A 22,194-nucleotide genomic window follows, 5' to 3' on the forward strand; every position below is an offset into this window, starting at 1 on the left:
TTTTAGGGCTATTTTTATTTTCAATGGTATAAAATTTTCGCTACACTGCAATCCCAAATGAAGTGATATTAAGAATTATGGAACTAATCTATTTTGCCGCCGCGTTTGTTTGTGGCTTTGGTGTTTATCAATTAAAACTTCCTCCCCTTATTGGCTTTTTACTTGCCGGTTTTGCATTAAATTTATCTGGCTATAAAAGCACCGAACTACTCGATACCATTGCGGCACTGGGCGTAACACTTCTTTTATTTAGTATTGGCTTAAAACTTAAAGTAAACAGCTTAATCAAGCCCCAAGTATGGGCGCCCGCTACCCTACACATTATTTTTAGCAGTGCATTATTTAGTGGCTTTATGTTACTGCTAGGTATTTTTGCTGTGCCTATGTTTGTTGATTTAAGCTGGCAAAGTGCCTTATTAGTTGGGTTTGCGCTAAGCTTTTCAAGCACTGTATTTGCGGTAAAAGTACTTGAAGAGCGCGGTGAAATGGCAAGCCTACACGGAAAAATAGCCATTGGCATTTTAGTTATGCAGGATATTTTTGCGGTTATATTTTTAGCCATTAGCACCGGCAAAGTACCTAATATGTGGGCTCTTGCTTTAATTATTGCACTACCTTTAGTACGCCCACTTATGTATGCAGTGCTTAACCGCTCTAAACATGGTGAGCTATTGCCGTTATTTGGCTTTTTCTTTGCGTTGGTAGCCGGTTATAACGCTTTTGATTTTGCAGGTTTAAAGGGCGATTTAGGCGCGCTAATTATGGGGATGATGTTTGCGCCACATAAAAAGGCGGGAGAGCTTTCAAAATCGCTGCTTAATTTAAAAGATATTTTGCTGGTCGGTTTTTTCTTAAGTATTGGTTTAAACGCAGAGCTTACAGCTAATTCATTAATTGTAGCGTTAATCCTTATATTTGTGCTGCCAGTTAAAACCTTACTTTATTATGTGTTTACGAATACCTTTAAACTCAGAGCGCGCACCTCGTTACTCACTGCATTTAGCCTTGCTAATTTTAGTGAGTTTGGCCTTATTGTGTGTGCTGTGGCAGCCTCTACAGGCATGATCACCTCAGAGTGGCTGGCGGTAATGGCTATTGCGGTGTCTATTACCTTTGTTATTGCATCGCCTCTTAATAAACGCTCAAACGAGTTATACGTAAAAATTGAGCGCTGGCTATTAAAATTCGAAAGCAAAACCCGCTTAGCTGAAGAGTTACCCGTTAATTTAAACGACACTAAAATCGTTATATTTGGTATGGGCCGCATAGGTACAGGTGCTTACGAAACAATAAATGCGACTCACCCTAATGTAGTGGCGGGCATTGATATAAAACCAGAGGTGGTAGAAAAACATATTAAACGCAATCGAAAGGTACTCCTTGCCGATGCCACCGACCCTGACTTTTGGCAGCGCGTTAACCACTCTCATGTTGAAATGGTCATGTTAGCTATGCCAAAGCATATGCAAAATATTTTTGCACTAGAGCAATTACAAGCCTCAGGCTATAACGGCCAAGTAACAGCTATCGCCAATTACCCTGATCAACAAAAAGAGCTTGAACAAATGGGCGTAAACTCGACCTATAACTTTTATTTAGAAGCAGGAAGTGGTTTTGCCGAGCACGTAAAGCAAGAGCTATTCGAAAAATAGCACTTTTATACTAAACAATAAAAACAACCAAATGAAAACGCCTTATTTTTAATAAGGCTTTTTTATTAGTTTTAGTTTAAAAACTCATTTTATTTACATTCCTTTACATTACTTCTCTCTATCTGTAAAAAAAACAGATAAACTACCGGTGTTGTTTAAATAAACGCCTTCGCACCTATGTCGCATAATTAGACTCCAGCTAATTAATGCAAGGTAAGCATTTATTTATCAACACAAATTTATTCAATCAGAGGGCCTACTCCCTCGTTCAATAGGCTGTTTCTTGCCCGTCACAGCCTATTTTATTTCTGTTTACTTGCCCGCTTACCCAGCCGCTATTTAATGCGTTTATTATTAATAAGCAGTAGTATTACTATTATACGTTTTATCAATTACTGACTTATTATGGATACAGCCGAACTCAAGCTCGCTATTAATACAATTATGCCCTTTGGAAAATACGCAGGCAGACCCTTATTGCTTTTGCCAGAGCCCTACCTCGTGTGGTTTAAACAGCAAGGGTTTCCAGAAAGTAAACTCGGAGCGCAGCTTGCAATGATGTACGAGGTTAAATTAAACGGGCTTGAGCAAATGCTGATGCCCCTACTTAAAAAAAATAAAAAATAATTGAGAACTTTTTCCACGTAGCCGGGTCTACTATTTTGCTACTTGTTGATTTTGGTTTTTAACCACAAAAAGCGCCTTAGGCGCTTTTTTTATGTCTGGCGTTTTTAGGTGAATTGCTTTTATACCAATCCGCATAATAAAGAGATCTATTTTGAGGATGGAAAAACGTGTTGATAGCTAAGCAAAAAATGCGCTATTTAGTTGTTCTCGGCATTTGCTCCTGCATTGCTCTACCTTCTGCATCCATGCAATCGTAAATGAGAATTTTTAACGTAGGTAGCGACACATTTGGCCCCACAAAATGATTAAATATTATTGTGGATAGGTATTAGGTAAGGTAACTATAAACTTAGCGCCACCAAGCGATGAGTCAGTGATTGAATAGTGCCCTTTATGCCACGATACAATTTTTGCCACTATTGCTAAGCCTAAACCAAAGCCCCCTGTGCTTTTATCACGGCTTTTATCTAAACGAGTAAAAGGTTTAAATACGCTTTCTCTGTCGCTTTTTAAAATACCTTCTCCGTCATCTTCCACAATAAAGTAAATTGCATCACCCTGCGCTTTGAGTGTGACATCAACACGACTAACAGCGTACTTTAACGCATTGCCCACTAGGTTTTGCATTACACGCGCAATAAAGTGCGCATCACACTTGTACACTAAAGCCTGTGGTAACACCGCATTAAACTCTATGCCGCTTGCAAAATTTAGCTTATTAATGACCGATTGTGTTAAGGCAGCCAAATCAACGTCGCTTCTAGCTAAGCTTGGTTGCTGCGAATCAAGCCGAGCATATTCAAGCATTTCACACACAAGCGCTTCAAGTTCGCTTATATCTGCCTGCATATTAGTTAGGTAATGTTGCCCTTTTTCCGATTGCAGTGTTTCTTCTAACATGGCTATACCAAATTTTAATCGTGCAAGGGGCGTTCTAAATTCATGAGATACAGAGGAGGTAAGTTCTTGTTGCGCACTAAGAAGATGCTCTATGCGCTGCTGCATTACTTTTAGAGTATCAGTAACGGGTAAAAAAAACGATTTAGAAGGACTGCTTAAGTTAAAGTCTTGCGAGCCATCTACCGCTTCGCACGCATGGCTTAATTTAGAAAAATCACGCCATAGTAAAAAGCTCCACAGCCCCACAGGTAACCCTACAATAGCCAGTAACATTAAATACGGAATAACAGAGCTTTCAGGTGCTTTGATAACGCCTACAGGACCAATTTGAAGTAGTTTGTTATCACCAAGCTCAACATACCACACTATGCGCTGCTTTTTATCATACAGATACAGGTAATGGTTTTTATCTAATGAGGCTTGCTGCTTAAGGGGTAAAATAAGATCTTTGCGGGCAATAACTTGGCTTTCAAAGCTGTGTTTTAGCTTATCTAGACCATCATCGGTTTGCGATAATAACCAAAGTGCTTGGCCAAACTCATCATCTAACAGCACTTGCTGCTGCGTCTCTTCGTAAGGCCAAATTTGTTCTATAACACCACTAACAATAAATAAAGAAACAATGATATAAACATATAAACTTATAAATAGTTTGCCCATTATTCCTTATTTACCTTCATATATTATTTTTCCCAGGCGTCTGATACAAACAAGTAACCTTGCCCCCACACGGTTTTTATACGGTAAGGTTTATCGCTGTTATCACCTAGCTTTTTGCGAATTCGTGACACGCGTACATCAACGGTACGGTCAAGCCCATCGTATTGACGGCCAATCATATGTTGATGAACATGTTCACGGCTTAGTACTTCGCCTGCATTTGAGGCAAGTAGCCATAAAAGCTCAAACTCATGGGATGTAAGTACTATTTCGTTTTCGTTTAATTTAACAATTCGGCTGGTTTTATCAATGACTAAATCACCAAACTGAATCTCTTCTGCGGCCTTAACCACGGGTTGCCCGCGACGCAGTAATGCATTTACACGCGCCAGTAAAACACGCGGTTCTGCAGGTTTTACCACATAATCATCTGCGCCAAGCTCTAAGCCAATCACCTGATCAAAGTCTTCACCTTTTGCAGTAAGCATTAAAATTGGCAACGAAAACTTATCACGTACTTGTCGACATACGCTAAAGCCATCTTTACCTGGCAACATAATATCTAAAATCATTAAATCAGCAGCGTTATTCTCAAGATAACTAAATACTTCATCACCACGGCTTAATACGTCTACTTCTAAGCCATTATGTTCAAGATAATCTTTTGTTAGTTGTTGTAAACCTAGGTCATCTTCAACAAGTAAAATTTTTGGCATGAGTTGCTCCTAAATTAAAAATAGCTCCATGGAGAGCGAAGCCTGCGCCTACTTTTTTTAGCATCAGCACTTTGCACTTCAACGTGTGTTTTAGCAATTAACACACCGGTATGAGGATTGATTAAGGAGTATATGGTCTCTACCTGAACACGCGCTTTATACTCAAACTCACCAACAGCCTGCTGTTGCCAGCATTTAATCAGTTTGTTTTGTTGGTACAGGCATACATCGCTTGGCGATGGTTGCTGCCAATTAAACTTTAAATCGAGATCGCAAAACGCTTGCTGCTCAGACACAACACACACTTTGGGAGAGACCTTTAAAGACGCATTTTGCGCTACAACGGGAGGGCTAAACAGAAAAACTGTAAGCACAATCAACATTAAATACTTCATATTAAAAAGTATGATCGAATCCTATAAAAGCAGTCATTGAATAGTTACGTTCAAAAAGCGGACTGCCATCCATAGCTGAATAGTCGTAATATGCTACATGAAAACGAAGACTGTTAGCCTCACTCAATGGCCAACTGGCGTCGATTTTAGCATAAGGTTGCCAGCTACTACCAACGTCAATTTTACCTAATGAGGTTTCGTGTGCTTTTAAACCATAATAGTAGCTGTTTAATTCAGCTGATTTATAGTTAACCCCAAGCGTTGGTTTTAACTTTAAACGCCCTACTTCACTGTGGTACTGCCATTGTATAGCGCCTCGAGTACCGTTATAAACATTACTTATATCTTGTAATAACTGTATCGATAGCACATGGTTTTGCTGCACATAATGATAGCTTCCCCCGGCATCTAGGGCTAAATGGCGATTATCAATATTATCGATATTTATTTTTTTAGGCTGGGGATTATTTTGCGCTAATGCAGAAGCACCTGCTGTTGCTGGTAAAACAAAGAGGTTATTAGGATGCCAATCAATAAAAAAGCGTGACTCTGCGTTCAGTTCTGAAACGATATTAAAATGATGCTTTTGATTTTCTTTAAGTGTGAAGCCAAGGCGACCATTATCGAAAAACCAACGCTCACCATAAAAAGCAATTTGCGGGATCACAGGGAGCGGGACGTTTTTTCCGCCATGCAGAGGGTTGGTAATAACACCCGCGCCGACACTTAGATTTACATGCCACTTCTTAACAGTAATATGTTGCTGTGCATACTCTTGTTCGTTATAGGCCTGCGAAGCTGTGCTAGGCACGCAAATAAGACACACCACAAAGCAAAAAATGTAAATAAAAGTATTGAGCCGCATTAACCTAATCTAAATGAGTAAAATAAGTAAGTGACCCATACTAGCAAGGTAAGCACAAATGTGCGCCACCTAGTTACAATCATTCACAATTTTTATACATGCGTATCACATTTAAATATCAGGGGCTATTTCAATACGGTTGCGACCATGTGTTTTAGCTATATATAAAGCACAGTCGGCGCGCTCAATAAGTACCGAACCTTTCGTGAATGGACGTAAAATAGCGAGCCCAAAACTTGCAGAAATTGCACGTTTAGAATTTACATCGTCTTTTTTACGGATAGTTAATGAGGCAATATCTAAACGAATTTTATCAGCAAACACCATAATCTCGTTGATGCTGTCAAAATACCCGGTAATACAAAACTCCTCACCACCATAGCGGTAAACATTCAGGCTATCGGAAATATTTTGCGAAACTTTTTTGGCTACTAATTTAAGTACTTCATCGCCTTTTTGATGACCAAAATCGTCGTTAAAACGTTTAAAGTGATCAATATCAAACATGATTAGTACCGCCAATACGCTCTCGTCAGCTTGCTCTGAATAGGTTTGACAAAACTGCTGAATATCATCATCAAACTTTCTTCTATTAAAAAAGCCTGTCAGGGGGTCTGTATCAGCTGCTTCTTGAGAAAGGTTAAGTGCTTCTTTTAAATCTTTAATTTCGTTATAGGCTACCGCAAGCTTAGTTTGAAATTCTCGCGCATAGTCTTGCATAGCCACCGACTCGTCGGTTAAGCGTTCAACACAACCGAGTATTTCGTTAAACGAATTTACATTAGCTAAACCTGCCAACTCATTTTGAGAATCTACCAACGACGTGGTAAAGCTTTTAGAATGATCGAGGGTAACGCTTATATCATGCTGTACTTGCTCCATAGTGCCATGGAAGCGATCTGCCATTTCTTGAAAAAACACTAAGTCATCTTCGCTTAAATGCTTATCAAAAATTTCTTTTGCTTTATTTTGAGTACATGTTTGTTGCTCAGAAATGACGTGATCAAGCTCAGCATTTAATGCTGGCTTACTGCCTTGCACATAGCAATACCAAATAGCGTAATTGATAGGCGTTACCGGCATTCGGTATTTTACCATCAGAGGAATTGCTTTTTTTAAACATTGAGCAGAATGAGCGAGCGATACAGCATGATCCATAATTATTATAAACTCTCGTGCGTCATTATTTTTTATTATTAAGCTTTCATGTTAAGTAATAGTAAACTCATACGCAACTGTTAATCATACTATTTACTGAATTATATTAATCGTTAAAAGCTTATATAACATTTGCGCCTAAAGTTTGTGCAATATTCCATAATGCACTGATTGCAGGGTCGTTAAGCTCTTTTTTTAACACCGCCAAACCAATATCAAACCCTTCTGGCTGGTGATTTTCACTGGGCAGTACGTGTACCTTGTCTTGTAGCGGACTATTATCTAGCACTATTTTTGGAACCATGGCGACACCTAATCCTAGGCTCACCATAGACACCATTGCTTCGTGCCCTGCTACTTGTGCATAAATTTTTCCATGCACATTATTTTTCCGCCACCACTGCTCTAACCGCTGCCTAGAAAAACCTTGCTCAGGTACAATAAACTCCAGTTCTGACCAATCAATATGTGGGGCGTTTTTCGCTATTTTTTCGCTGATCGGGCATTGAATTTTAGGGCCAATAAGAACCAGTGGAGAGTGGCCTATATTAACAAAAGCAATTTGGGCAGGCAGTTTACTTGGCCGTGCAGCAATAGCCATTGATTCATGGGCATCCAGTACTCGGTTTATTGCCAACGCCGGATCGCCGGTATTTAGCGTTATTTCTATATGCTGATGCTGCGCGCGGAGTTGTTCTAATATTTGATGCAAAAAACTATACGAGGCGGTGACTGAGCAATAAATACTCACATTACCGTAAATATGCTGGGTTGGGTCTTTCACATTCGCTTTAAAGCGCTGCCAATTAGCCAGTGTAGAGGTGGCGTAATCAATAAACGACTCCCCTTCTTTAGTTAATTTTACACTTCGGTTATCGCGTATAAATAAAGCAACGCCGACCTCATCTTCAAGCTGCTTAATATTGCGACTTAATGTAGGTGCACTTATATGGCACAGCTCGCTCGCCCTGGCAAAATGGAGCGTTTTAGCTAACGCTAAAAAGTAATTTAAATGCTTATGATCCATTACATGCCTCTATGTTTCATTTTTTGAAATACTTTAGTGCAAATATATCATTTTACGCAAGCAAAGTTTTTTTTTATGGTGTGTTTAAGCAAAGCAAATACGCTTTGCATCTAACAAACACGAATTATAGGACACTAACATGGCGAATTATTTTAATACCTTATCTTTACGCGAGCAGTTAGCTCAATTAGCGCAATGTGAATTTATGGACCCAAGTGAATTTACCGATGGTGTTGATGCACTTAAAGGTAAAAAGCTGGTTATTGTTGGCTGTGGCGCACAAGGTCTTAACCAAGGTTTAAACTTACGTGACTCAGGCCTAGATGTATCGTACACGTTACGTCAATCAGCAATTGATGAGCGTCGTCAGTCATACCTAAATGCATCTGAAAACGGTTTTACTGTAGGCACTTACGAAGAGCTAATTCCGACCGCTGACGTAGTATTAAACCTAACACCTGATAAGCAACATACGGCCGTTGTAACTGCCATTATGCCTTTAATGAAACAAGGCTCTACACTTGCTTACTCGCACGGTTTTAATATTGTTGAAGAAGGCATGCAAATTCGTGAAGACATTACGGTAATCATGGTTGCTCCTAAGTGTCCTGGCTCTGAAGTTCGCGAAGAATACAAACGCGGCTTTGGTGTACCTACTCTTATTGCTGTTCACCCAGAAAACGACCCACAAGGTCACGGCTTAGCACAAGCTAAAGCCTACGCTGCGGGTACCGGAGGTCATCGTGCCGGTGTACTTAAGTCATCGTTTATCGCTGAAGTTAAATCAGACTTAATGGGCGAGCAAACAATTCTTTGTGGCATGTTACAAACCGGTTCAATTTTATGTTTTGATAAAATGATTGAAAAAGGCATTGATGCGGGTTACGCATCAAAACTAATTCAATACGGCTGGGAAGTAATTACCGAAGCCCTTAAATACGGCGGCGTTACTAACATGCTTGACCGTTTATCAAACCCTGCAAAAGTAAAAGCGTTTGAACTAAGCGAAGAACTTAAAGTTATTATGCGCCCGCTTTATAACAAGCACCAAGATGACATTATCGACGGTACTTTCTCACGCGTAATGATGGAAGATTGGGCAAACGACGATGCAAACTTACTAAAATGGCGTGCAGAAACTGCCGAAACTAACTTTGAAAAAACCCCTGCTGGTGATGTAGAAATCTCTGAGCAAGAGTTTTTCGATAACGGTATTTTAATGGTTGCTATGGTTAAAGCGGGCGTTGAGCTTGCATTTGAAACCATGACTGCAGCAGGCATTATTGACGAGTCGGCTTATTATGAGTCTTTACACGAAACACCGTTAATTGCCAACACAATAGCACGTAAAAAGTTATTCGAAATGAACCGTACTATTTCTGATACTGCAGAATACGGCTGTTACTTATACAATCATGCGTGTTTACCATTATTGGCCGATTTTATGAAAAACATCGACACCGATGTTATTGGTAAAGGCTTAAATGAGCAAAGTAACCAAGTAGATAACCAAACATTGATTCAAATTAACACTGCACTACGTGAGCACCCTGTTGAAATTGTTGGCGCTAGACTACGCGGCTACATGTCAGCTATGAAGAAAATTGTATAACTAGTTTCGCTTGTTAGAAACCAAGCCCACATGCATACGCTGTGGGCTTTTTCGTGCTAGTAATAATAAAAAGCGAGTATACCCTTTTAGATATATTGCAATAATTAGCGCTTAATTAATAATGTGCTAACATGGCTATCTACCTAGTTGTAAAGTTAAATAATATGACGATAAAAAACCTAACTATCACTCAAAAAATCACCATTTTAGGCAGTACCATTGCAATCTGTGTCGCTGCATTAATTGGTTTAACGTCTTTATATAGCTCTGAAGATATTATAGAACGACGTATGATTGAATCTGAGCTACCCAGCAAATTACACAGTATTAGTAATCAAATTGGTGGCGAAATAAACGAACTACTAGGTGCTGCACAGCAACTATCATCAAATGAATTTATCTTAGAGTGGGCGCGCTCAAATAACCAAGACGACACACTACTGCTTAAAGAATTAAACCGCGTAGCAAAGCAGTTTGATTTAGCAACGGCGTCGTGGGCTAACCGTGATACAGCACAATATTGGAACCAACACGGATTTTTACGCGTGCTTAAAAACGACGCGGCTGATGGGTGGTTTTTTGGCTTTACCAACTCAAATAATCCGTACTCAATCAGTATTTATCAAGAATCCCCGACTGATGTAAAAATGTTTGTAAATCATCAACAAACAAATGGGCTTGGATTAGCGGGGCTTGCAAAAAGCATCACCGACATGCAAAAGCTATTACAACAATTTAAAATTGAGCAAACTGGCTTTGTGTTTATTGCAGATAAAAGCGGCTTAATTCAGTTACATAAAGATGCAAATAAAGTGGCTAAAGTAAACATAGACACACTTTATGGCAGTAATGTTCATAGTACTTTGTATAACCCTTCTGGTTTTGCAATTACAGAATTATCACTTAATAACGAAGCCACATTTTTAGCAGCCATGCCAATAGCCAATACCGACTTATACGTATTAGCCCAAGTACCTAAAAGTGAGGTATTTGCGACTGTAGGTACATTGGAGTGGCAAATATTTACATTTACGCTAGTGATAGCCCTCGTTGCTAGCATGCTAAGTTACTTGTTAGCACGCTCTTTAGCGTCACCGCTTTCGGATATGGCCGAGCTGTTCTCTCGTTTAGGATCAGGCGATGCTAATTTAGCGTACCGTTTGCCAGAGTCTAATCAGCCAGAGCTAAACAATTTAAGCCATGGCTTTAACCAGTTTATTCATAAAATTGAAACTGCCATCAAGCAAGTCGCCAACGAAAGTACAGAAATACGCCAAAGTTCTAATCATGTATTTGAACAAGCAAAAAACAACTCGCAGTCTATTGATAATCAAAAAGAGCAAACCATTTCGGTAGCTGCAGCCATTAACGAAATGGGCGCAACTGTACAAGAAATAGCACAAAGTGCGGCTAATGCAGCTAAGTTAACGCAAAGCAGTCAAGAAAACACCAGCCAAAGCCATCAGCAAGTACTGCAAAGCCAAGCTACAATTTCAGCGCTTGCCGCTGACATTGACGGCATTACCGAACAAGTAACACTGCTTTCTAAAAAAACAATTGATATAGCGAGTATTGTTGACTCTATTCGCGGCATTTCAGAGCAAACTAATTTACTGGCCTTAAACGCAGCCATCGAATCGGCACGGGCTGGTGAGCATGGTAGAGGCTTTGCAGTGGTGGCCGATGAAGTACGCGCGCTTGCTAATCGTACCTCGCAATCAACCACCGAAATTCAGTCAATGATTGAAGAGCTAACCACTATTTCTGAAGATGTAGTAAACGATATTAGTCAATCTAAGCAAAAAGCCCAACAAAGCGTGGGCGCAATGCAAAGCTCTGTTGAATTGCTTGATGCGATAAGCGAAACAGCAAATCAAATAAACGACATGGCTACTTTAATTGCCACCGCAACTGAGCAGCAAAGTAACGTGGTTGCTGATGTAGGACGTAATATTGAGCAAATAAGTGAAATTAGTGACCGTGCTATGAATGAGCAAATAAACACCGAGCAAGCAATTCGAGATTTAGCAAATAGCGCTCAAGCCCTTGATGCACTCGTAGCCACCTTTGAAAAACACCACTAAACACGTTTTGTAACACTTTAATAAACCACCTGCGCATATTGCATCTACACTTATAGATGTAATATGTTGGAGGTGGTTTATGAACATATCTTGTTTTAACGCATTATTACTAAGTAGTTGCTTATATTTAAGTGCATGTAACACCACGGTGCGTGAACCGCCGCCGCTTGCCCTAGCAAACCATCCAACATTTAACCGTATTAACGTCGAAACCGAGCAAGACATATTTAAGCTCGACAAAACAATCACTTCCCAACTTGATGCCCACTTAACCAGTAAGCGAAGCGCGCATTACTTAGCGAACAGTATTTTAAGTTTTTTATTAAAAAACGGCGATAACTCATTAACCTATCAAAGTGGCGCCACATTGAGTGCATCGCAAACCTACGCTAATTTAAATGCTAATTGCCTGTCGTTATCGATATTAGCGTATAGCTTAGCCGATTATTTAGGTATAAAAGCGCGCTTTCAAAAGGTTCATATTCCTGAATATTGGGCAATGAATAAAGGGGTTAATTTACTGACAGGGCATATTAATTTATCAATTGACAATGCGCTTATGCAAACAATACCAGCCACAATGGTTTATCAACGTGATAAACAGTTAACCATAGACTTCGACCCGAATATAAGAAAACAACGCTTTAAAACCAGCCCAATAAGCAAAGAGTTTGTTACGGCTATGTTTTATAACAATAAAGGCGCTCAAGCGTTAGTAAATAAAAATTATAATTTAGCTTATAGCTACTTTAGTGCCGCCGTTGAAGCCGCCCCATTATACAGTGGTGGCTGGGGAAATTTAGGTATTGTATTTAGGCAGCTTAATTATTTAAAAGAAGCTGAACAGGCATATAACTATGCTTTATTGCTTGATAAAAATAACCATACTGCCATAGGTAATCTCGCTGTGCTGTACACCTTAAGTAACCGCGCTAAACAAGGTCAGCAAATGCTAAAACAGCTCAATAAAAAGCGCCAAGCTAACCCGTATTACCATATATCATTGGGTAATAGTGAACTGGTACTTAAAAATTACTCTCAAGCGATTAAGCATTTTAAAAGCGCTTATAAAATTGACGCTAAGTTACACGAAAGCCACTTTGGCCTTGCGCGAGCATATTATTTTACCGGCAATATAAAGCAGGCAACACATTATATGCGTTTAGCGGGTATAAACGCCGAGTTTAACTATGACAAAGCCCGCTATCGTAATAAATTAAAAGCATTAAAAAATGCCACAGCTTCACTTAGTCATTAGCTGTTGTACGTAATGCTCTTTTTGGGCCCTACTTAATTTTTTAATTTGCCACTCTAACTTGCTGGCTTCGCTTTTTGAGCCCACCTTTTGTTGATGAATTAAAACTAAAGGGCCTTTGCCTTTTAAGTTTTTTGCGCCTTTACCCGCTTGATGCGTGGCTAAGCGCTTATCAACATTGGTTGTTATACCTGTATACCAGTGGCCTAAACGCGTTTGCACTATATACAAATACCACGTTGAGGGTACTTTGTGTGCTTTGCTTATATTTATACTTAAACTTTTTTGTGTGTTTGTGGTCAAAACGTTGCCCTAACCCTCGTAACTAAAAACAATTTCTTAAAAGGGTTTTACCTTCAGTGACTAATCGGTATCATGCAGATTATAAAAAATAAGGATCACAACTAACAATGCAGTCGTTAAAAACTTTTTCTCTTTGGCTTATCGTTGCTCTCACATTCAGCTCTTTAGCCGGTTGTTCTAGCTGGGTATATAGAATCAATATCCCACAAGGTAACTTTTTAGAGCAATCAGATGTAGATAAGCTTCGTGTAAACATGACACGAGAGCAAGTTATTTATGTATTAGGTCGTCCAATAGCAGAAGATGCGTTTGATAATAGTACCTGGCGTTATGTATACAGCTTTAACAAAGGCCGCGATAATGAGCAGCATAAAGAGTTGCTGGTTAAATTTGAAAATGATCAACTAGTTGCTGTTTCGGGTGATTATGATCAACCAGAAAACTTTGATACTCCGCTAGAGCAGTAAACGCTTTAGTTATTAAAAAAGGTGAGCATGGCTCACCTTTTTTAATAACTACATTAATGACCTTTATAAAGGACGCCCACCGGTAACTTTATTTGCTCGACCTTCCTCTTTTGCTTTTTCAGCACGCTTTCTTCGAGCATCTTTAGGGTCTGCAATTAGTGGACGATAAATTTCTATTCTGTCGCCATCTTTTAATTCGTAATGCGCTTTTACTGTTCTATTCCATACACCTAAAGTAAGCGCAGTTGGGTCTATTTCAGGGCACTTTTCAATGATCCCCGATTGAATAACAGCTTGTTCGGCTGTGGTTCCTTGCGCTACTTCCACCGTTAATGTGGTTGCTTTAGTCGGTAATGCAAAAACTATCTCAACGCTAATCATTATCTTGCTCCGTATACATCTTTTGCACGTTGCGTGAATGCACTAACCATATTTTTAGCTACATCATTAAATATTTTACCAAACGCCAATTCTATAAGCTTGCTAGAGAATTCAAATTCAAGCTTAAGCTCAACTTTACAGGCTTTTTTATCTAACGCTTGAAAATGCCAACGCCCTTTAAGAGTTTTAAATGGTCCATCAACCAGCCTTAATTGCACGGTTTGCTCGCCAATAAAGGTGTTTTCAGTGGTAAACCACTTTTTTATACCCGCCTTGGATATTTCTAAACTCGCGGTCATGTTATTATTGTGCTGCGAAACGATTTTAGAGTCTGAGCAATTAGGTAAAAACTGCGGATAAGCTTCTACATCATTAACTAGGTCAAACATCTCTTTAGTGCTGTACATAACCAGCGCACTTTTTTCTATTTGTGGCATACTCACTCCCAACTGTGTGGGCGAATTTTAGCAAGCTTTGCGCGTTTCCCCAAATTTTCATGGTCTTAAGTTCACCAGATTATTTTAAAGGCACATATAAAAAATCGATGTAAAACATCTCTTAATACGTATATTATAGGGCACTATGGCTAAGAACAAATCATCAAAATCGAACAGTAATACCATCGCGCTTAACAAAAAAGCGCGTCATGAGTATTTTTTACACGACAAGTTTGAAGCAGGTGTTGAACTACAGGGCTGGGAAGTAAAAAGTATCCGAGCTGGTAAGGTAAACATTTCAGAAACTTATATTCATCTTAAAAATGGCGAAGCTTTTTTATTAGGCAGTCAAATTCAGCCTTTAAATAGCGCCTCGACTCATGTTATTTGCGATCCAATGCGATACCGTAAACTGTTATTAAGCCGCAAAGAGCTTGATAGATTAGTCGGTGCCACTGAACGAGATGGCTACTCACTTGTTGCCACTTCCATGTATTGGAAAAAATGTTGGGTGAAACTTGAATTTCACTTAGCAAAAGGTAAAAAAATGCATGACAAACGTGAAGACGGCAAAAATAAAGATTGGTCGCGTGAGAAAGAACGCCTCATGAAACATAAAGTATAAACACAACGCCTAATTTATTTAGGCGTTTTTTTTAATTTCTCACCGGTTAAATATAAAACAACCTGATCAAATTCCCCTCAGCTTTATTTAATTCATCCCTGTGCATGATATAAATAAATTATTACACTTTATTTATTTTTTTAATTTCTTTAGATGCCTGTCCATTTTAGTGCGCAAATTTTATGGTACAAAGCGAGTAATTTAGCCTTGTCTATCCTTTTTCGTTGTTTCTATTATTGAATATTTTTCCCTCAATACTCTACAAAAACTCATACTAAAATCGCAAAGGGTGTAGATTGACAACACTTAAGTTACATGATATTAATGTCAGCGCTTGTTAAGCAACTAAATTTATAACATATCAACAAGGACTTAAGGATGAAGCAATCAATTGCATTTACACCTAGCATAATTGCAGGTGCTACAATCGCACTTTCAGCAGGGTTTACAACAACAGCTTATGCTGCTGAAGAAGCAAAAAAAGTAGAACGCATTGAAGTAACAGGTTCGCGCATAAAACGCACCGATATCGAAGGGCCTTCGCCAGTACAATCTATTGGCAGAGCAGATATCGAAAACATGGGTTACGATAACCTTCAACAACTCCTCGAAAGAATGCCTGTGGCAGGCAGCGGTACTTTCTCAACACGCGGCAACAACCAAGATTCAACTGCAAATGGATCTGCCGCGGTCAGCCTACGTGGTTTAGGTGCTGATGCTACATTGGTACTAATCAACGGCCGCCGTGTGGCTATTAGTGCCTTTGCCGAAGGTATAACAAACTCATTTGTCGATATTAATAGTATTCCGGTATCGGCGATTGAACGCATTGATATTTTAAAAGATGGCGCATCAGCAATTTATGGCTCTGATGCAGTAGCGGGCGTAGTCAACGTTATTTTGAAAAAAGACATAGATGGCGTTGAACTAAACTTAGGCTACGGTGGTACCGATGGCCCTAATTACGAAGAAACAACAGCAAGTTTAGTATGGGGTACAACTAGCGAAAAAAGCAGCGCCTCAATTATTATTGATTACTTTAAAAACACCTCGCTTTCGTCAGATGAAATGGGCAGCTTAGGCACCGCTAATCAATCGCCTTATGGCGGCGAAGACTTTCGCTCTTCTCGTGGCTTTCCAGGCTACTTTTATGTTGATGGTGTAAAAACAATTGACCCAGATTGCCCTGCTGAAAACGCCACATCAAGCGGTAGTTGTTTATTTGATTACGGCCCATTTGGCTACATCGCCCCTGAGTCTGAGCGCGTAGGTGCTATTTCTCAATTTGAATACAATTTTGATAATGGTATTACCGGCTTTTTAGAAATGGCAGTGCAGCATAATACCTCAGTTGCAGCCGGTGCCCCTACTCCACTAGATGAAGATGCAGGTTTAACAGTACCCGCTAGCCACCCTAACAACCCGTTTGGTGAAGATATTCAAATTGGCCGTTACCGTACGGTTGATGCGGGCGCTCGCCAATGGGATATTGAATCAGACACGCTTCGCTTTGTAGCTGGCCTAAGAGGCGAAATTAACGAATGGAGCTGGGAAGCTGCGGTTCAAAAAGGCCGTAGTAAATCACTTCAAACAGGCGATCGCTCGCAAGGTTGGGTTCGCACCGACTTTTTACAACAAGAAATTGATGCCGGTAACTACAACCCATTTGGTGGCACCTATAACAGCCCAGAAGTTATTGACAGAATTACCACAAGCTTAGTACGTCGCGGTGAGTCTCATATGACCTCATTCGACGCTAACATCTCTGGTGAAGCATTTAGCTTTGGTGATGACGTGGTTATGATGGCCGCGGGTATTGAATACCGTGAAGAAGATGTAACCGATACACCGGATGACCAATTTCAGCGCGGTTTAATTTTTGGTACTGAGTCTGTGTCTGCTGCAGCAGAGCGCGACCAATACGCAGCCTATGTGGAATTTTCAATCCCACTTGCTGAAAACCTAGAGCTACAACTCGCTGGCCGTTACGATGATTACAGCGACTTTGGTAATACAACAAACCCTAAAGTCGCTTTACGCTGGGCACCTACCGACGAAATAACCATTCGTGGTTCGTGGGCACAAGGGTTTAGAGCGCCATCGCTTGCACAAGTAGGTTTAGGTCCATCACAAGAAAGTCAGTTTTTTGTAGATACTTATCGCTGTGAAGCTACTGGCCTTGATTGTGACGCGCTAGATTACAACATTGAATTCGCTGGTAACCCTGACTTAGAAGCCGAAGAGTCAGAATCATGGAACGTTGGCTTTATTTGGGCACCTTCTGCTGAGTTTGGTTTAAGCGTAGATGTGTGGAGTATTACCCAAGATAATAAAATTGATGAACAAGAATTTGGCCCAATTTATAACTCTGAGTGTAATAACCAAGATAGCACGGTGTGTGTACGCTTAGCACCTAGTGGTGGCAATAGCTTAGGCACCATTCAAAAAATATACAGCACCTTTGAAAACGTCTCTTCGCAAGAAGTGTCAGGTGTTGATTTATCAGCAAATTACAACCATTCGCTGGATGATTTAGGCTTACTTAAATTTAACTTAGAATGGGCGTACCAAAACAAGTTTGAAAAAGACGGCCGCGATTACACGGGTGAATACAATTACCCAGAGCACCGCTGGATTTTCTCTACTAACTGGGAAATTGGCCAATTTAATACCAACGTAAATATTAGCTACGTAGGCGAGTTTGAAGATACCCCAGATATAGACTTTGACGGTAATTTAGACTTTGATAGCAATACATCGCGTATGGTTGACTCGCAAGCACTGGTAGATTTACAAACATCTTACCGTGTAAGTGATGCAACTAAAGTGTCGCTTGGTGTAAATAACGTATTTGACGAAGAGCCACCATTTGCCATTGGTGATGGCGATGCCGACCTTTACGGTTATGCATCGGGTGTACACAACCCTCGTGGACGTTACTTCTACACTAAAGTAACCTTCTCGTTTTAATTTAATATAGCCCATTATTAAATGGGCTATGCTAAAAACAAAAAAACCGCCATATGGCGGTTTTTTTTATTAAAACGTAGGGGCTAAATTATAGCTCGCCTTCGTTTTCAGATAGGAACTTAGCAACACCTTCAGGGCTTGCGTCCATACCTTTTTTACCTTCTTCCCAACCAGCAGGACATACTTCGCCGTTTTCGCTATGAAATGCTAGCGCGTCAACCATGCGGATCATTTCGTCGATGTTACGACCAAGTGGTAAGTCGTTCACTACTTGGTGACGTACGTTACCTTCTTCATCAATTAGGAAAGAGCCACGAAATGCAACGCCCGCTTCAGGGTGCTCAACGTCGTATGCTTTACAAATTTCGTGCTTAACGTCTGCAACTAGTGCGTATTGAACTTTACCAATACCGCCGTCTGCTACAGCAGTGTTACGCCATGCGTTGTGTGAGAATTGTGAATCGATAGAAACACCAATTACTTCTACGCCACGCTTTTGGAATTCTTCGTAACGCTTATCAAATGCGATAAGTTCTGAAGGACATACAAACGTGAAATCTAGTGGGTAAAAGAAGATTACTGCTTTTTTACCTTTGATTGTTTCATGAAGGTTATAGCTATCTACAATTTCACCATTACCTAGTACAGCTGCAGCGGTAAAGTCTGGTGCCTGGCGGCCTACTAATACACCCATTTTATTCTCCAAATATTTTGAGTTTGTTGTCGATTGCATACGCAATGCTGATACTTATATGGGCGCTAAAAATAAAAAAACAATAGCGCCAACACATAATTACGTGGCATTTTAAATTTAATAAGGAAAAAAGAACAATCGTATTTAGCGATGTGCACAATCGAAAATACCGAACAGATATTAAAACTTTATTACGCCTATAAAAAACCTGCATTTTGCAGGTTTTAAAAATGGGTTAATCCATGATATCGGAAGGCATATCGCCTTTAATATTTTGCCAGATTTCACCGGTTTGATGGCCAAACTTACGCATCATTGAAATCGCGCCATCATGCTCACGGTTTTCAGCCAATACTGTTAGATCTTTATAAAATTGACGTGCTAACTGGCGAGTGCCTGCGTCTGAGAAATAATGACAACCAATTTTAAAGTAAAACCCTCTAAAACCGTTAAGTATAAGTACGTATATGCGGTTATTACCAGCGACAGCTAATTCGTGGTGTACTTTGTAATCGTAATCTGCAAAAGCTTGCGCAGTGTCTTCAAGTTCATCGCTTTTTGATAAAATCTCAATAACACGCTCAGGGTTAAGCTTTATCGCTGCACGGGTATAAATAGCACTAATATTAGTACGTGCAGATAATAACTGATCGGTCAGCTCTGGCATTTTGTCTTCATCTAAGCGCGCCAGCGTTTCGAGTATGTTTAAACCCGATGTTTCCCAAAAGTTATTCACTCTGGTTGGCTTGCCGTGCTGAATAGTTAGCCAGCCATCGCGTGCTAAACGTTGCAGTACTTCACGTAAGGTTGTTCTGGTTACACCAATTAACTCAGAAAGCTCACGCTCTGCAGGTAGAATTGAACCTGGAGGGAAATCGCCGTTCCAGATAGATTCAACTATATACTCTTCAGCAAATCCTGCTGGGCTTTTAGCTTTAAAAATTCTCATTCAATTCCCACTCGAATTAATCACAACTCATCGTTTTATACGAATAACTGACAGATTGTACCAGATGAAATATAACTAACAAGTAAACTCGTTGATATAAGTGCCAACCAACCGCTGAAAATTTCGCAATAGTAAATAATAAAATTCAACATGCTTAAATTAGGCCTAATTCGCTAAATAAATTAACCCTATTCATAGTAGGTACATTAATGCTATTGCTGTTTTTGCTTAACCATTACATTACTACAATAATTCCCGTGTGCGGCAACAAGCACATTCAAAAGTCGCATACAGCAGAGCCTGTTAACTACAACGTTTAAACAAGCCTTTTTAGCGAACCAATCTTATATTACATGTTTACTTAGCAAATTAAGCTTGACCTTTCCCTAAATAGGATTGGCCATAACCGCTTATTAATTTCATCTTAAAAAAAGCCACTTCGGTAGCTTTTTTACCCTTTTTGTTGCTCGTTACTTTATCCTAGTACATAATTCAACGTCTTATTTCAATGCGGATTTTTTATGAACTGGCTAGCACAACTCCCTACTCAACGTACTCCATGGCTACTATTTACAGGCATTGTATTTTTATTAGAAGTCACCGCACTGTTTTTTCAATACCAGATGGGCCTTGCTCCATGCATTATGTGTATTTACCAGCGAACTGCGGTATTAGGCTTATTAGGGGCAGGCATTATTGGCGCAACTAAACCACAAAGTAAATTAGTACGCGCTATCGCTTATTTAGTGTGGGGTGTATCAAGTGTGTGGGGTTACTTTATTGCGCGTGAGCACATTGAAATGCAAACAACCACCGATCCCTTTGCGTTTAGCTGTGAGTTTGAGCCAAATTTCCCTGCATTTATGCCATTGCATGAATGGATCCCAAGCTTTTTTCAAGCCACAGGGGATTGCGGTAATATCGATTGGCAATTTGCGGAATTAAGTATGCCAGCATGGATGGAAATACTATTTGCGTTATTTACTATCACGCTTTTTGTAATTGTTACCACTCGCTTACTTACTAAAAAGACTATTTAATATGTTTACGTTTTTTACCAGTCAGCTGCCTGAACTAAAGCACCTTAAAGTGAGGCAGCGACAAGCCGTTGTTGCTATTGCGCTAAGTATGCTACCTGCCACCGATAGAGTGTTATTAAGAATAGTAAAGCTGATATTGCTCAGCCCATTGTTTTTGTTATTTACTGTTTTTAAAGGGTGGGAACTCATTCCCTTTTTAATTTTAGGTGGCCTATGTTACCCGCTTTTAACCACCCCGATTGAAATAAACTTCGCTAAAAAATATTTAGCCAAAGCACTTAAGCAGTATTCACAGGGCGCTTAGCGCCCTGCCTATTATAAAGACACTTTTCCTTCTAGTTTAGCTACAAGCTTTTTACCTATTCCTTTTACGTTAGTTAAATCGCTCAGCTGGGAAAATTCACCATTTTCAACCCTGTAATCAACAATAGCCTGCGCTTTTTTCTTACCTATACCAGGCAACTTGGCCAGCATTTCTGAATCGGCACTATTAATATTAATAACCGGCGCTTGCGGCATTTCAACCATAGGCTTATCTTCAACAGGGTTAGCGTGGGTAAACGCGCTAAAGCTTAAAAAGCTAATAATAAGTAGCGTTAATAGATTTTTCATTTGTTATTCCTTATTTTTGTTTATACCAAAGCGTTATAGTTAAACGGCTAATTTGGCTTTAAACATGTGCTTAATTTTTATTTGAGGAAATAATGCTAAATAAGGTGCAACGCGCATCACTTATATTATTTCCAGTGCATAATCACCTAAATCCGAAAACCTAAAATGCAGCTGGTACAACAAGTGATTGCTTAACTAAAGTAAAGTTACGCTTTTTTGTCAAATTGATGACAAGCTAAAAATGCACCGAATGCTTGCAATTTTACACACAAACATTTACTGTATATAAAAACAGTGACCTACAGGTCAGTAACCACATTACCACGCAATCAAGCAGGAGAGATCATGGCTGTTGTTGTTAAATATGTTGTAGAACGAAACGGAGTTGAGCGAATGACGTTTACTACTAAAAAAGAAGCGGATGCCTATGACAAAATGCTCGATATAGCAGAATCGCTTGAAGTAATGCTGGAAAAAGTAGATGTGCCACTGAGCGAGCAACAGGTTGAATCGCTTGCGCTTGAAATTGCAAAGAGTAAAGATGACTTTATGGCGGTGTTAAAAGGCGCAAAAGAGCCCACAACAAAAGGTACAGCTAAAGCTAAAAAAGCCGACAACGTAGCATCAATAAAAGATAACGATGAGCAACAAGCTAGCTAATTTGTGACTATTTTAAATAAAGGGCTGCTACTAAATAGCAGCCCTTTTTTATTAATTTTTGAACAGTTACAAATTTTTTCTGGCTTTTTAGACTGAAATTGATAC

The 22,194-nt window shown here is 39.7% G+C and carries 23 protein-coding genes; 11 read left to right on the plus strand and 12 right to left on the minus strand.

The genetic code is table 11. The features are described 5' to 3' along the window. Positions 1-77 precede the first annotated feature (77 nt). The gene (locus tag PAT01_RS03640) at positions 78-1,652 is read left to right on the plus strand and encodes a cation:proton antiporter family protein (RefSeq protein ID WP_054982159.1); all 1,575 of its coding nucleotides are present in this window, start codon (positions 78-80) and stop codon (positions 1,650-1,652) included. A gap of 405 nt (positions 1,653-2,057) precedes the next feature. After that, positions 2,058-2,279 (plus strand): DUF3820 family protein, encoded by a 222-nt coding sequence (locus tag PAT01_RS03645; protein ID WP_138577502.1) that lies wholly within the window; start codon positions 2,058-2,060, stop codon positions 2,277-2,279. A gap of 312 nt (positions 2,280-2,591) precedes the next feature. Here the strand turns inward: PAT01_RS03645 and PAT01_RS03650 are convergent, their stop codons facing one another. From PAT01_RS03650 to ilvY, 6 genes are all read right to left on the minus strand, one after another. Beyond that, the gene (locus PAT01_RS03650) at positions 2,592-3,839 is read right to left on the minus strand and encodes an ATP-binding protein (RefSeq protein ID WP_064386818.1); all 1,248 of its coding nucleotides are present in this window, start codon (positions 3,837-3,839) and stop codon (positions 2,592-2,594) included. Between the two features lie 23 nt (positions 3,840-3,862). Then, positions 3,863-4,555, minus strand: coding sequence for a response regulator (locus PAT01_RS03655; protein ID WP_024031826.1), 693 nt, complete (start codon positions 4,553-4,555; stop codon positions 3,863-3,865). A gap of 14 nt (positions 4,556-4,569) precedes the next feature. Continuing rightward, positions 4,570-4,950 (minus strand): DUF3019 domain-containing protein, encoded by a 381-nt coding sequence (locus PAT01_RS03660; RefSeq protein ID WP_171036157.1) that lies wholly within the window; start codon positions 4,948-4,950, stop codon positions 4,570-4,572. A 1-nt stretch (position 4,951) separates the two neighbouring features. Continuing rightward, the gene (locus PAT01_RS03665) at positions 4,952-5,815 is read right to left on the minus strand and encodes a MipA/OmpV family protein (protein ID WP_404821001.1); all 864 of its coding nucleotides are present in this window, start codon (positions 5,813-5,815) and stop codon (positions 4,952-4,954) included. Positions 5,816-5,926: 111 nt separating this feature from the next. Further along, positions 5,927-6,973 (minus strand): GGDEF domain-containing protein, encoded by a 1,047-nt coding sequence (locus tag PAT01_RS03670; protein ID WP_171036158.1) that lies wholly within the window; start codon positions 6,971-6,973, stop codon positions 5,927-5,929. A gap of 121 nt (positions 6,974-7,094) precedes the next feature. Further along, entirely contained in the window at positions 7,095-8,000 is a 906-nt protein-coding gene (gene ilvY, locus PAT01_RS03675) for an HTH-type transcriptional activator IlvY (RefSeq protein ID WP_138577508.1), read from the minus strand. Positions 8,001-8,139: 139 nt separating this feature from the next. On the opposite strand from ilvY, the gene ilvC reads away from it, so the two are divergent. The 3 genes from ilvC to PAT01_RS03690 all read left to right on the plus strand — a co-directional run bounded on the left by ilvC (position 8,140) and on the right by PAT01_RS03690 (position 12,954). Continuing rightward, on the plus strand, positions 8,140-9,612 hold the full coding sequence (gene ilvC, locus PAT01_RS03680; RefSeq protein ID WP_096042061.1) for a ketol-acid reductoisomerase: 1,473 nt from the start codon (positions 8,140-8,142) through the stop codon (positions 9,610-9,612). Positions 9,613-9,776: 164 nt separating this feature from the next. Further along, positions 9,777-11,696 carry a methyl-accepting chemotaxis protein gene (locus PAT01_RS03685; protein ID WP_138577512.1) on the plus strand — a complete coding sequence of 640 codons (1,920 nt, stop codon included), beginning with the start codon at positions 9,777-9,779 and terminating at the stop codon, positions 11,694-11,696. 79 nt (positions 11,697-11,775) lie between these two features. Next, the gene (locus PAT01_RS03690; protein ID WP_121637161.1) at positions 11,776-12,954 is read left to right on the plus strand and encodes a tetratricopeptide repeat protein; all 1,179 of its coding nucleotides are present in this window, start codon (positions 11,776-11,778) and stop codon (positions 12,952-12,954) included. Here the strand turns inward: PAT01_RS03690 and PAT01_RS03695 are convergent. Next, on the minus strand, positions 12,940-13,254 hold the full coding sequence (locus tag PAT01_RS03695) for a GIY-YIG nuclease family protein (protein ID WP_004587367.1): 315 nt from the start codon (positions 13,252-13,254) through the stop codon (positions 12,940-12,942). The genes PAT01_RS03690 and PAT01_RS03695 overlap by 15 nt on opposite strands. A 107-nt stretch (positions 13,255-13,361) precedes the next feature. Between PAT01_RS03695 and PAT01_RS03700 the strand changes: the two genes are divergently transcribed. Next, positions 13,362-13,721, plus strand: coding sequence for an outer membrane protein assembly factor BamE (locus PAT01_RS03700; RefSeq protein WP_004587368.1), 360 nt, complete (start codon positions 13,362-13,364; stop codon positions 13,719-13,721). Positions 13,722-13,784: 63 nt separating this feature from the next. On the opposite strand, the gene PAT01_RS03705 is transcribed toward PAT01_RS03700, so the two are convergent. Together PAT01_RS03705 and PAT01_RS03710 are read right to left on the minus strand one after the other, a co-directional pair. Then, positions 13,785-14,102, minus strand: a complete 318-nt coding sequence (locus PAT01_RS03705; RefSeq protein ID WP_029773434.1) for an RnfH family protein — start codon at positions 14,100-14,102, stop codon at positions 13,785-13,787. Further along, positions 14,102-14,539, minus strand: a complete 438-nt coding sequence (locus PAT01_RS03710; protein ID WP_154944768.1) for a type II toxin-antitoxin system RatA family toxin — start codon at positions 14,537-14,539, stop codon at positions 14,102-14,104. Before PAT01_RS03710 ends, PAT01_RS03705 begins: the two co-directional genes overlap by 1 nt. 145 nt (positions 14,540-14,684) lie before the next feature. Here PAT01_RS03710 and smpB point away from each other — a divergent pair, with 145 nt between their 5' ends. Together smpB and PAT01_RS03720 are read left to right on the plus strand one after the other, a co-directional pair. Beyond that, on the plus strand, positions 14,685-15,164 hold the full coding sequence (gene smpB, locus PAT01_RS03715; protein WP_154944770.1) for an SsrA-binding protein SmpB: 480 nt from the start codon (positions 14,685-14,687) through the stop codon (positions 15,162-15,164). Positions 15,165-15,542: 378 nt separating this feature from the next. Next, a complete protein-coding gene (locus tag PAT01_RS03720; RefSeq protein ID WP_024031815.1) occupies positions 15,543-18,134 on the plus strand; it encodes a TonB-dependent receptor in 2,592 nt (863 codons plus the stop codon). Positions 18,135-18,222: 88 nt separating this feature from the next. Here PAT01_RS03720 and PAT01_RS03725 read toward each other — a convergent pair whose 3' ends face one another. Continuing rightward, positions 18,223-18,828, minus strand: coding sequence for a peroxiredoxin (locus PAT01_RS03725; RefSeq protein WP_004587374.1), 606 nt, complete (start codon positions 18,826-18,828; stop codon positions 18,223-18,225). A gap of 235 nt (positions 18,829-19,063) precedes the next feature. Further along, positions 19,064-19,777 carry a fatty acid metabolism transcriptional regulator FadR gene (fadR, locus tag PAT01_RS03730; protein WP_004587375.1) on the minus strand — a complete coding sequence of 238 codons (714 nt, stop codon included), beginning with the start codon at positions 19,775-19,777 and terminating at the stop codon, positions 19,064-19,066. Between the two features lie 521 nt (positions 19,778-20,298). Here fadR and dsbB point away from each other — a divergent pair. Both dsbB and PAT01_RS03740 read left to right on the plus strand, forming a co-directional pair. Further along, complete coding sequence (gene dsbB / locus PAT01_RS03735) at positions 20,299-20,817, plus strand: disulfide bond formation protein DsbB (RefSeq protein ID WP_154944772.1); 519 nt, start codon at positions 20,299-20,301, stop codon at positions 20,815-20,817. Position 20,818: 1 nt separating this feature from the next. After that, positions 20,819-21,121: a DUF6170 family protein gene (locus PAT01_RS03740; RefSeq protein WP_154944774.1), complete on the plus strand. Its 303-nt coding sequence runs from the start codon at positions 20,819-20,821 to the stop codon at positions 21,119-21,121. Between the two features lie 11 nt (positions 21,122-21,132). Here the strand turns inward: PAT01_RS03740 and PAT01_RS03745 are convergent, their stop codons facing one another. Next, the gene (locus tag PAT01_RS03745; RefSeq protein WP_024034225.1) at positions 21,133-21,429 is read right to left on the minus strand and encodes a ComEA family DNA-binding protein; all 297 of its coding nucleotides are present in this window, start codon (positions 21,427-21,429) and stop codon (positions 21,133-21,135) included. A gap of 345 nt (positions 21,430-21,774) precedes the next feature. On the opposite strand from PAT01_RS03745, the gene PAT01_RS03750 reads away from it, so the two are divergent. After that, positions 21,775-22,089, plus strand: coding sequence for a YebG family protein (locus tag PAT01_RS03750; RefSeq protein ID WP_024034226.1), 315 nt, complete (start codon positions 21,775-21,777; stop codon positions 22,087-22,089). Positions 22,090-22,194 lie beyond the last annotated feature (105 nt).

The sequence above is a fragment of the Pseudoalteromonas atlantica genome (assembly GCA_007988745.1).
Lineage (GTDB): Bacteria > Pseudomonadota > Gammaproteobacteria > Enterobacterales > Alteromonadaceae > Pseudoalteromonas > Pseudoalteromonas atlantica.

Excerpts from the sequence above, each read along its gene's own strand:
- ilvY (WP_138577508.1), bottom strand. The coding sequence starts at position 8,000 with ATGGATCATAAGCATTTAAATTACTTTTTAGCGTTAGCTAAAACGCTC.
- PAT01_RS03725 (WP_004587374.1), bottom strand. The coding sequence starts at position 18,828 with ATGGGTGTATTAGTAGGCCGCCAGGCACCAGACTTTACCGCTGCAGCT.
- PAT01_RS03670 (WP_171036158.1), bottom strand. The coding sequence starts at position 6,973 with ATGGATCATGCTGTATCGCTCGCTCATTCTGCTCAATGTTTAAAAAAA.
- PAT01_RS03645 (WP_138577502.1), top strand. The coding sequence starts at position 2,058 with ATGGATACAGCCGAACTCAAGCTCGCTATTAATACAATTATGCCCTTT.
- PAT01_RS03750 (WP_024034226.1), top strand. The coding sequence starts at position 21,775 with ATGGCTGTTGTTGTTAAATATGTTGTAGAACGAAACGGAGTTGAGCGA.
- PAT01_RS03685 (WP_138577512.1), top strand. The coding sequence starts at position 9,777 with ATGACGATAAAAAACCTAACTATCACTCAAAAAATCACCATTTTAGGC.
- smpB (WP_154944770.1), top strand. The coding sequence starts at position 14,685 with ATGGCTAAGAACAAATCATCAAAATCGAACAGTAATACCATCGCGCTT.
- PAT01_RS03745 (WP_024034225.1), bottom strand. The coding sequence starts at position 21,429 with ATGAAAAATCTATTAACGCTACTTATTATTAGCTTTTTAAGCTTTAGC.
- PAT01_RS03700 (WP_004587368.1), top strand. The coding sequence starts at position 13,362 with ATGCAGTCGTTAAAAACTTTTTCTCTTTGGCTTATCGTTGCTCTCACA.
- PAT01_RS03690 (WP_121637161.1), top strand. The coding sequence starts at position 11,776 with ATGAACATATCTTGTTTTAACGCATTATTACTAAGTAGTTGCTTATAT.
- PAT01_RS03665 (WP_404821001.1), bottom strand. The coding sequence starts at position 5,815 with ATGCGGCTCAATACTTTTATTTACATTTTTTGCTTTGTGGTGTGTCTT.
- PAT01_RS03655 (WP_024031826.1), bottom strand. The coding sequence starts at position 4,555 with ATGCCAAAAATTTTACTTGTTGAAGATGACCTAGGTTTACAACAACTA.
- ilvC (WP_096042061.1), top strand. The coding sequence starts at position 8,140 with ATGGCGAATTATTTTAATACCTTATCTTTACGCGAGCAGTTAGCTCAA.
- PAT01_RS03740 (WP_154944774.1), top strand. The coding sequence starts at position 20,819 with ATGTTTACGTTTTTTACCAGTCAGCTGCCTGAACTAAAGCACCTTAAA.
- PAT01_RS03705 (WP_029773434.1), bottom strand. The coding sequence starts at position 14,102 with ATGATTAGCGTTGAGATAGTTTTTGCATTACCGACTAAAGCAACCACA.
- PAT01_RS03710 (WP_154944768.1), bottom strand. The coding sequence starts at position 14,539 with ATGCCACAAATAGAAAAAAGTGCGCTGGTTATGTACAGCACTAAAGAG.
- PAT01_RS03660 (WP_171036157.1), bottom strand. The coding sequence starts at position 4,950 with ATGAAGTATTTAATGTTGATTGTGCTTACAGTTTTTCTGTTTAGCCCT.
- dsbB (WP_154944772.1), top strand. The coding sequence starts at position 20,299 with ATGAACTGGCTAGCACAACTCCCTACTCAACGTACTCCATGGCTACTA.
- PAT01_RS03650 (WP_064386818.1), bottom strand. The coding sequence starts at position 3,839 with ATGGGCAAACTATTTATAAGTTTATATGTTTATATCATTGTTTCTTTA.
- fadR (WP_004587375.1), bottom strand. The coding sequence starts at position 19,777 with ATGAGAATTTTTAAAGCTAAAAGCCCAGCAGGATTTGCTGAAGAGTAT.
- PAT01_RS03720 (WP_024031815.1), top strand. The coding sequence starts at position 15,543 with ATGAAGCAATCAATTGCATTTACACCTAGCATAATTGCAGGTGCTACA.
- PAT01_RS03640 (WP_054982159.1), top strand. The coding sequence starts at position 78 with ATGGAACTAATCTATTTTGCCGCCGCGTTTGTTTGTGGCTTTGGTGTT.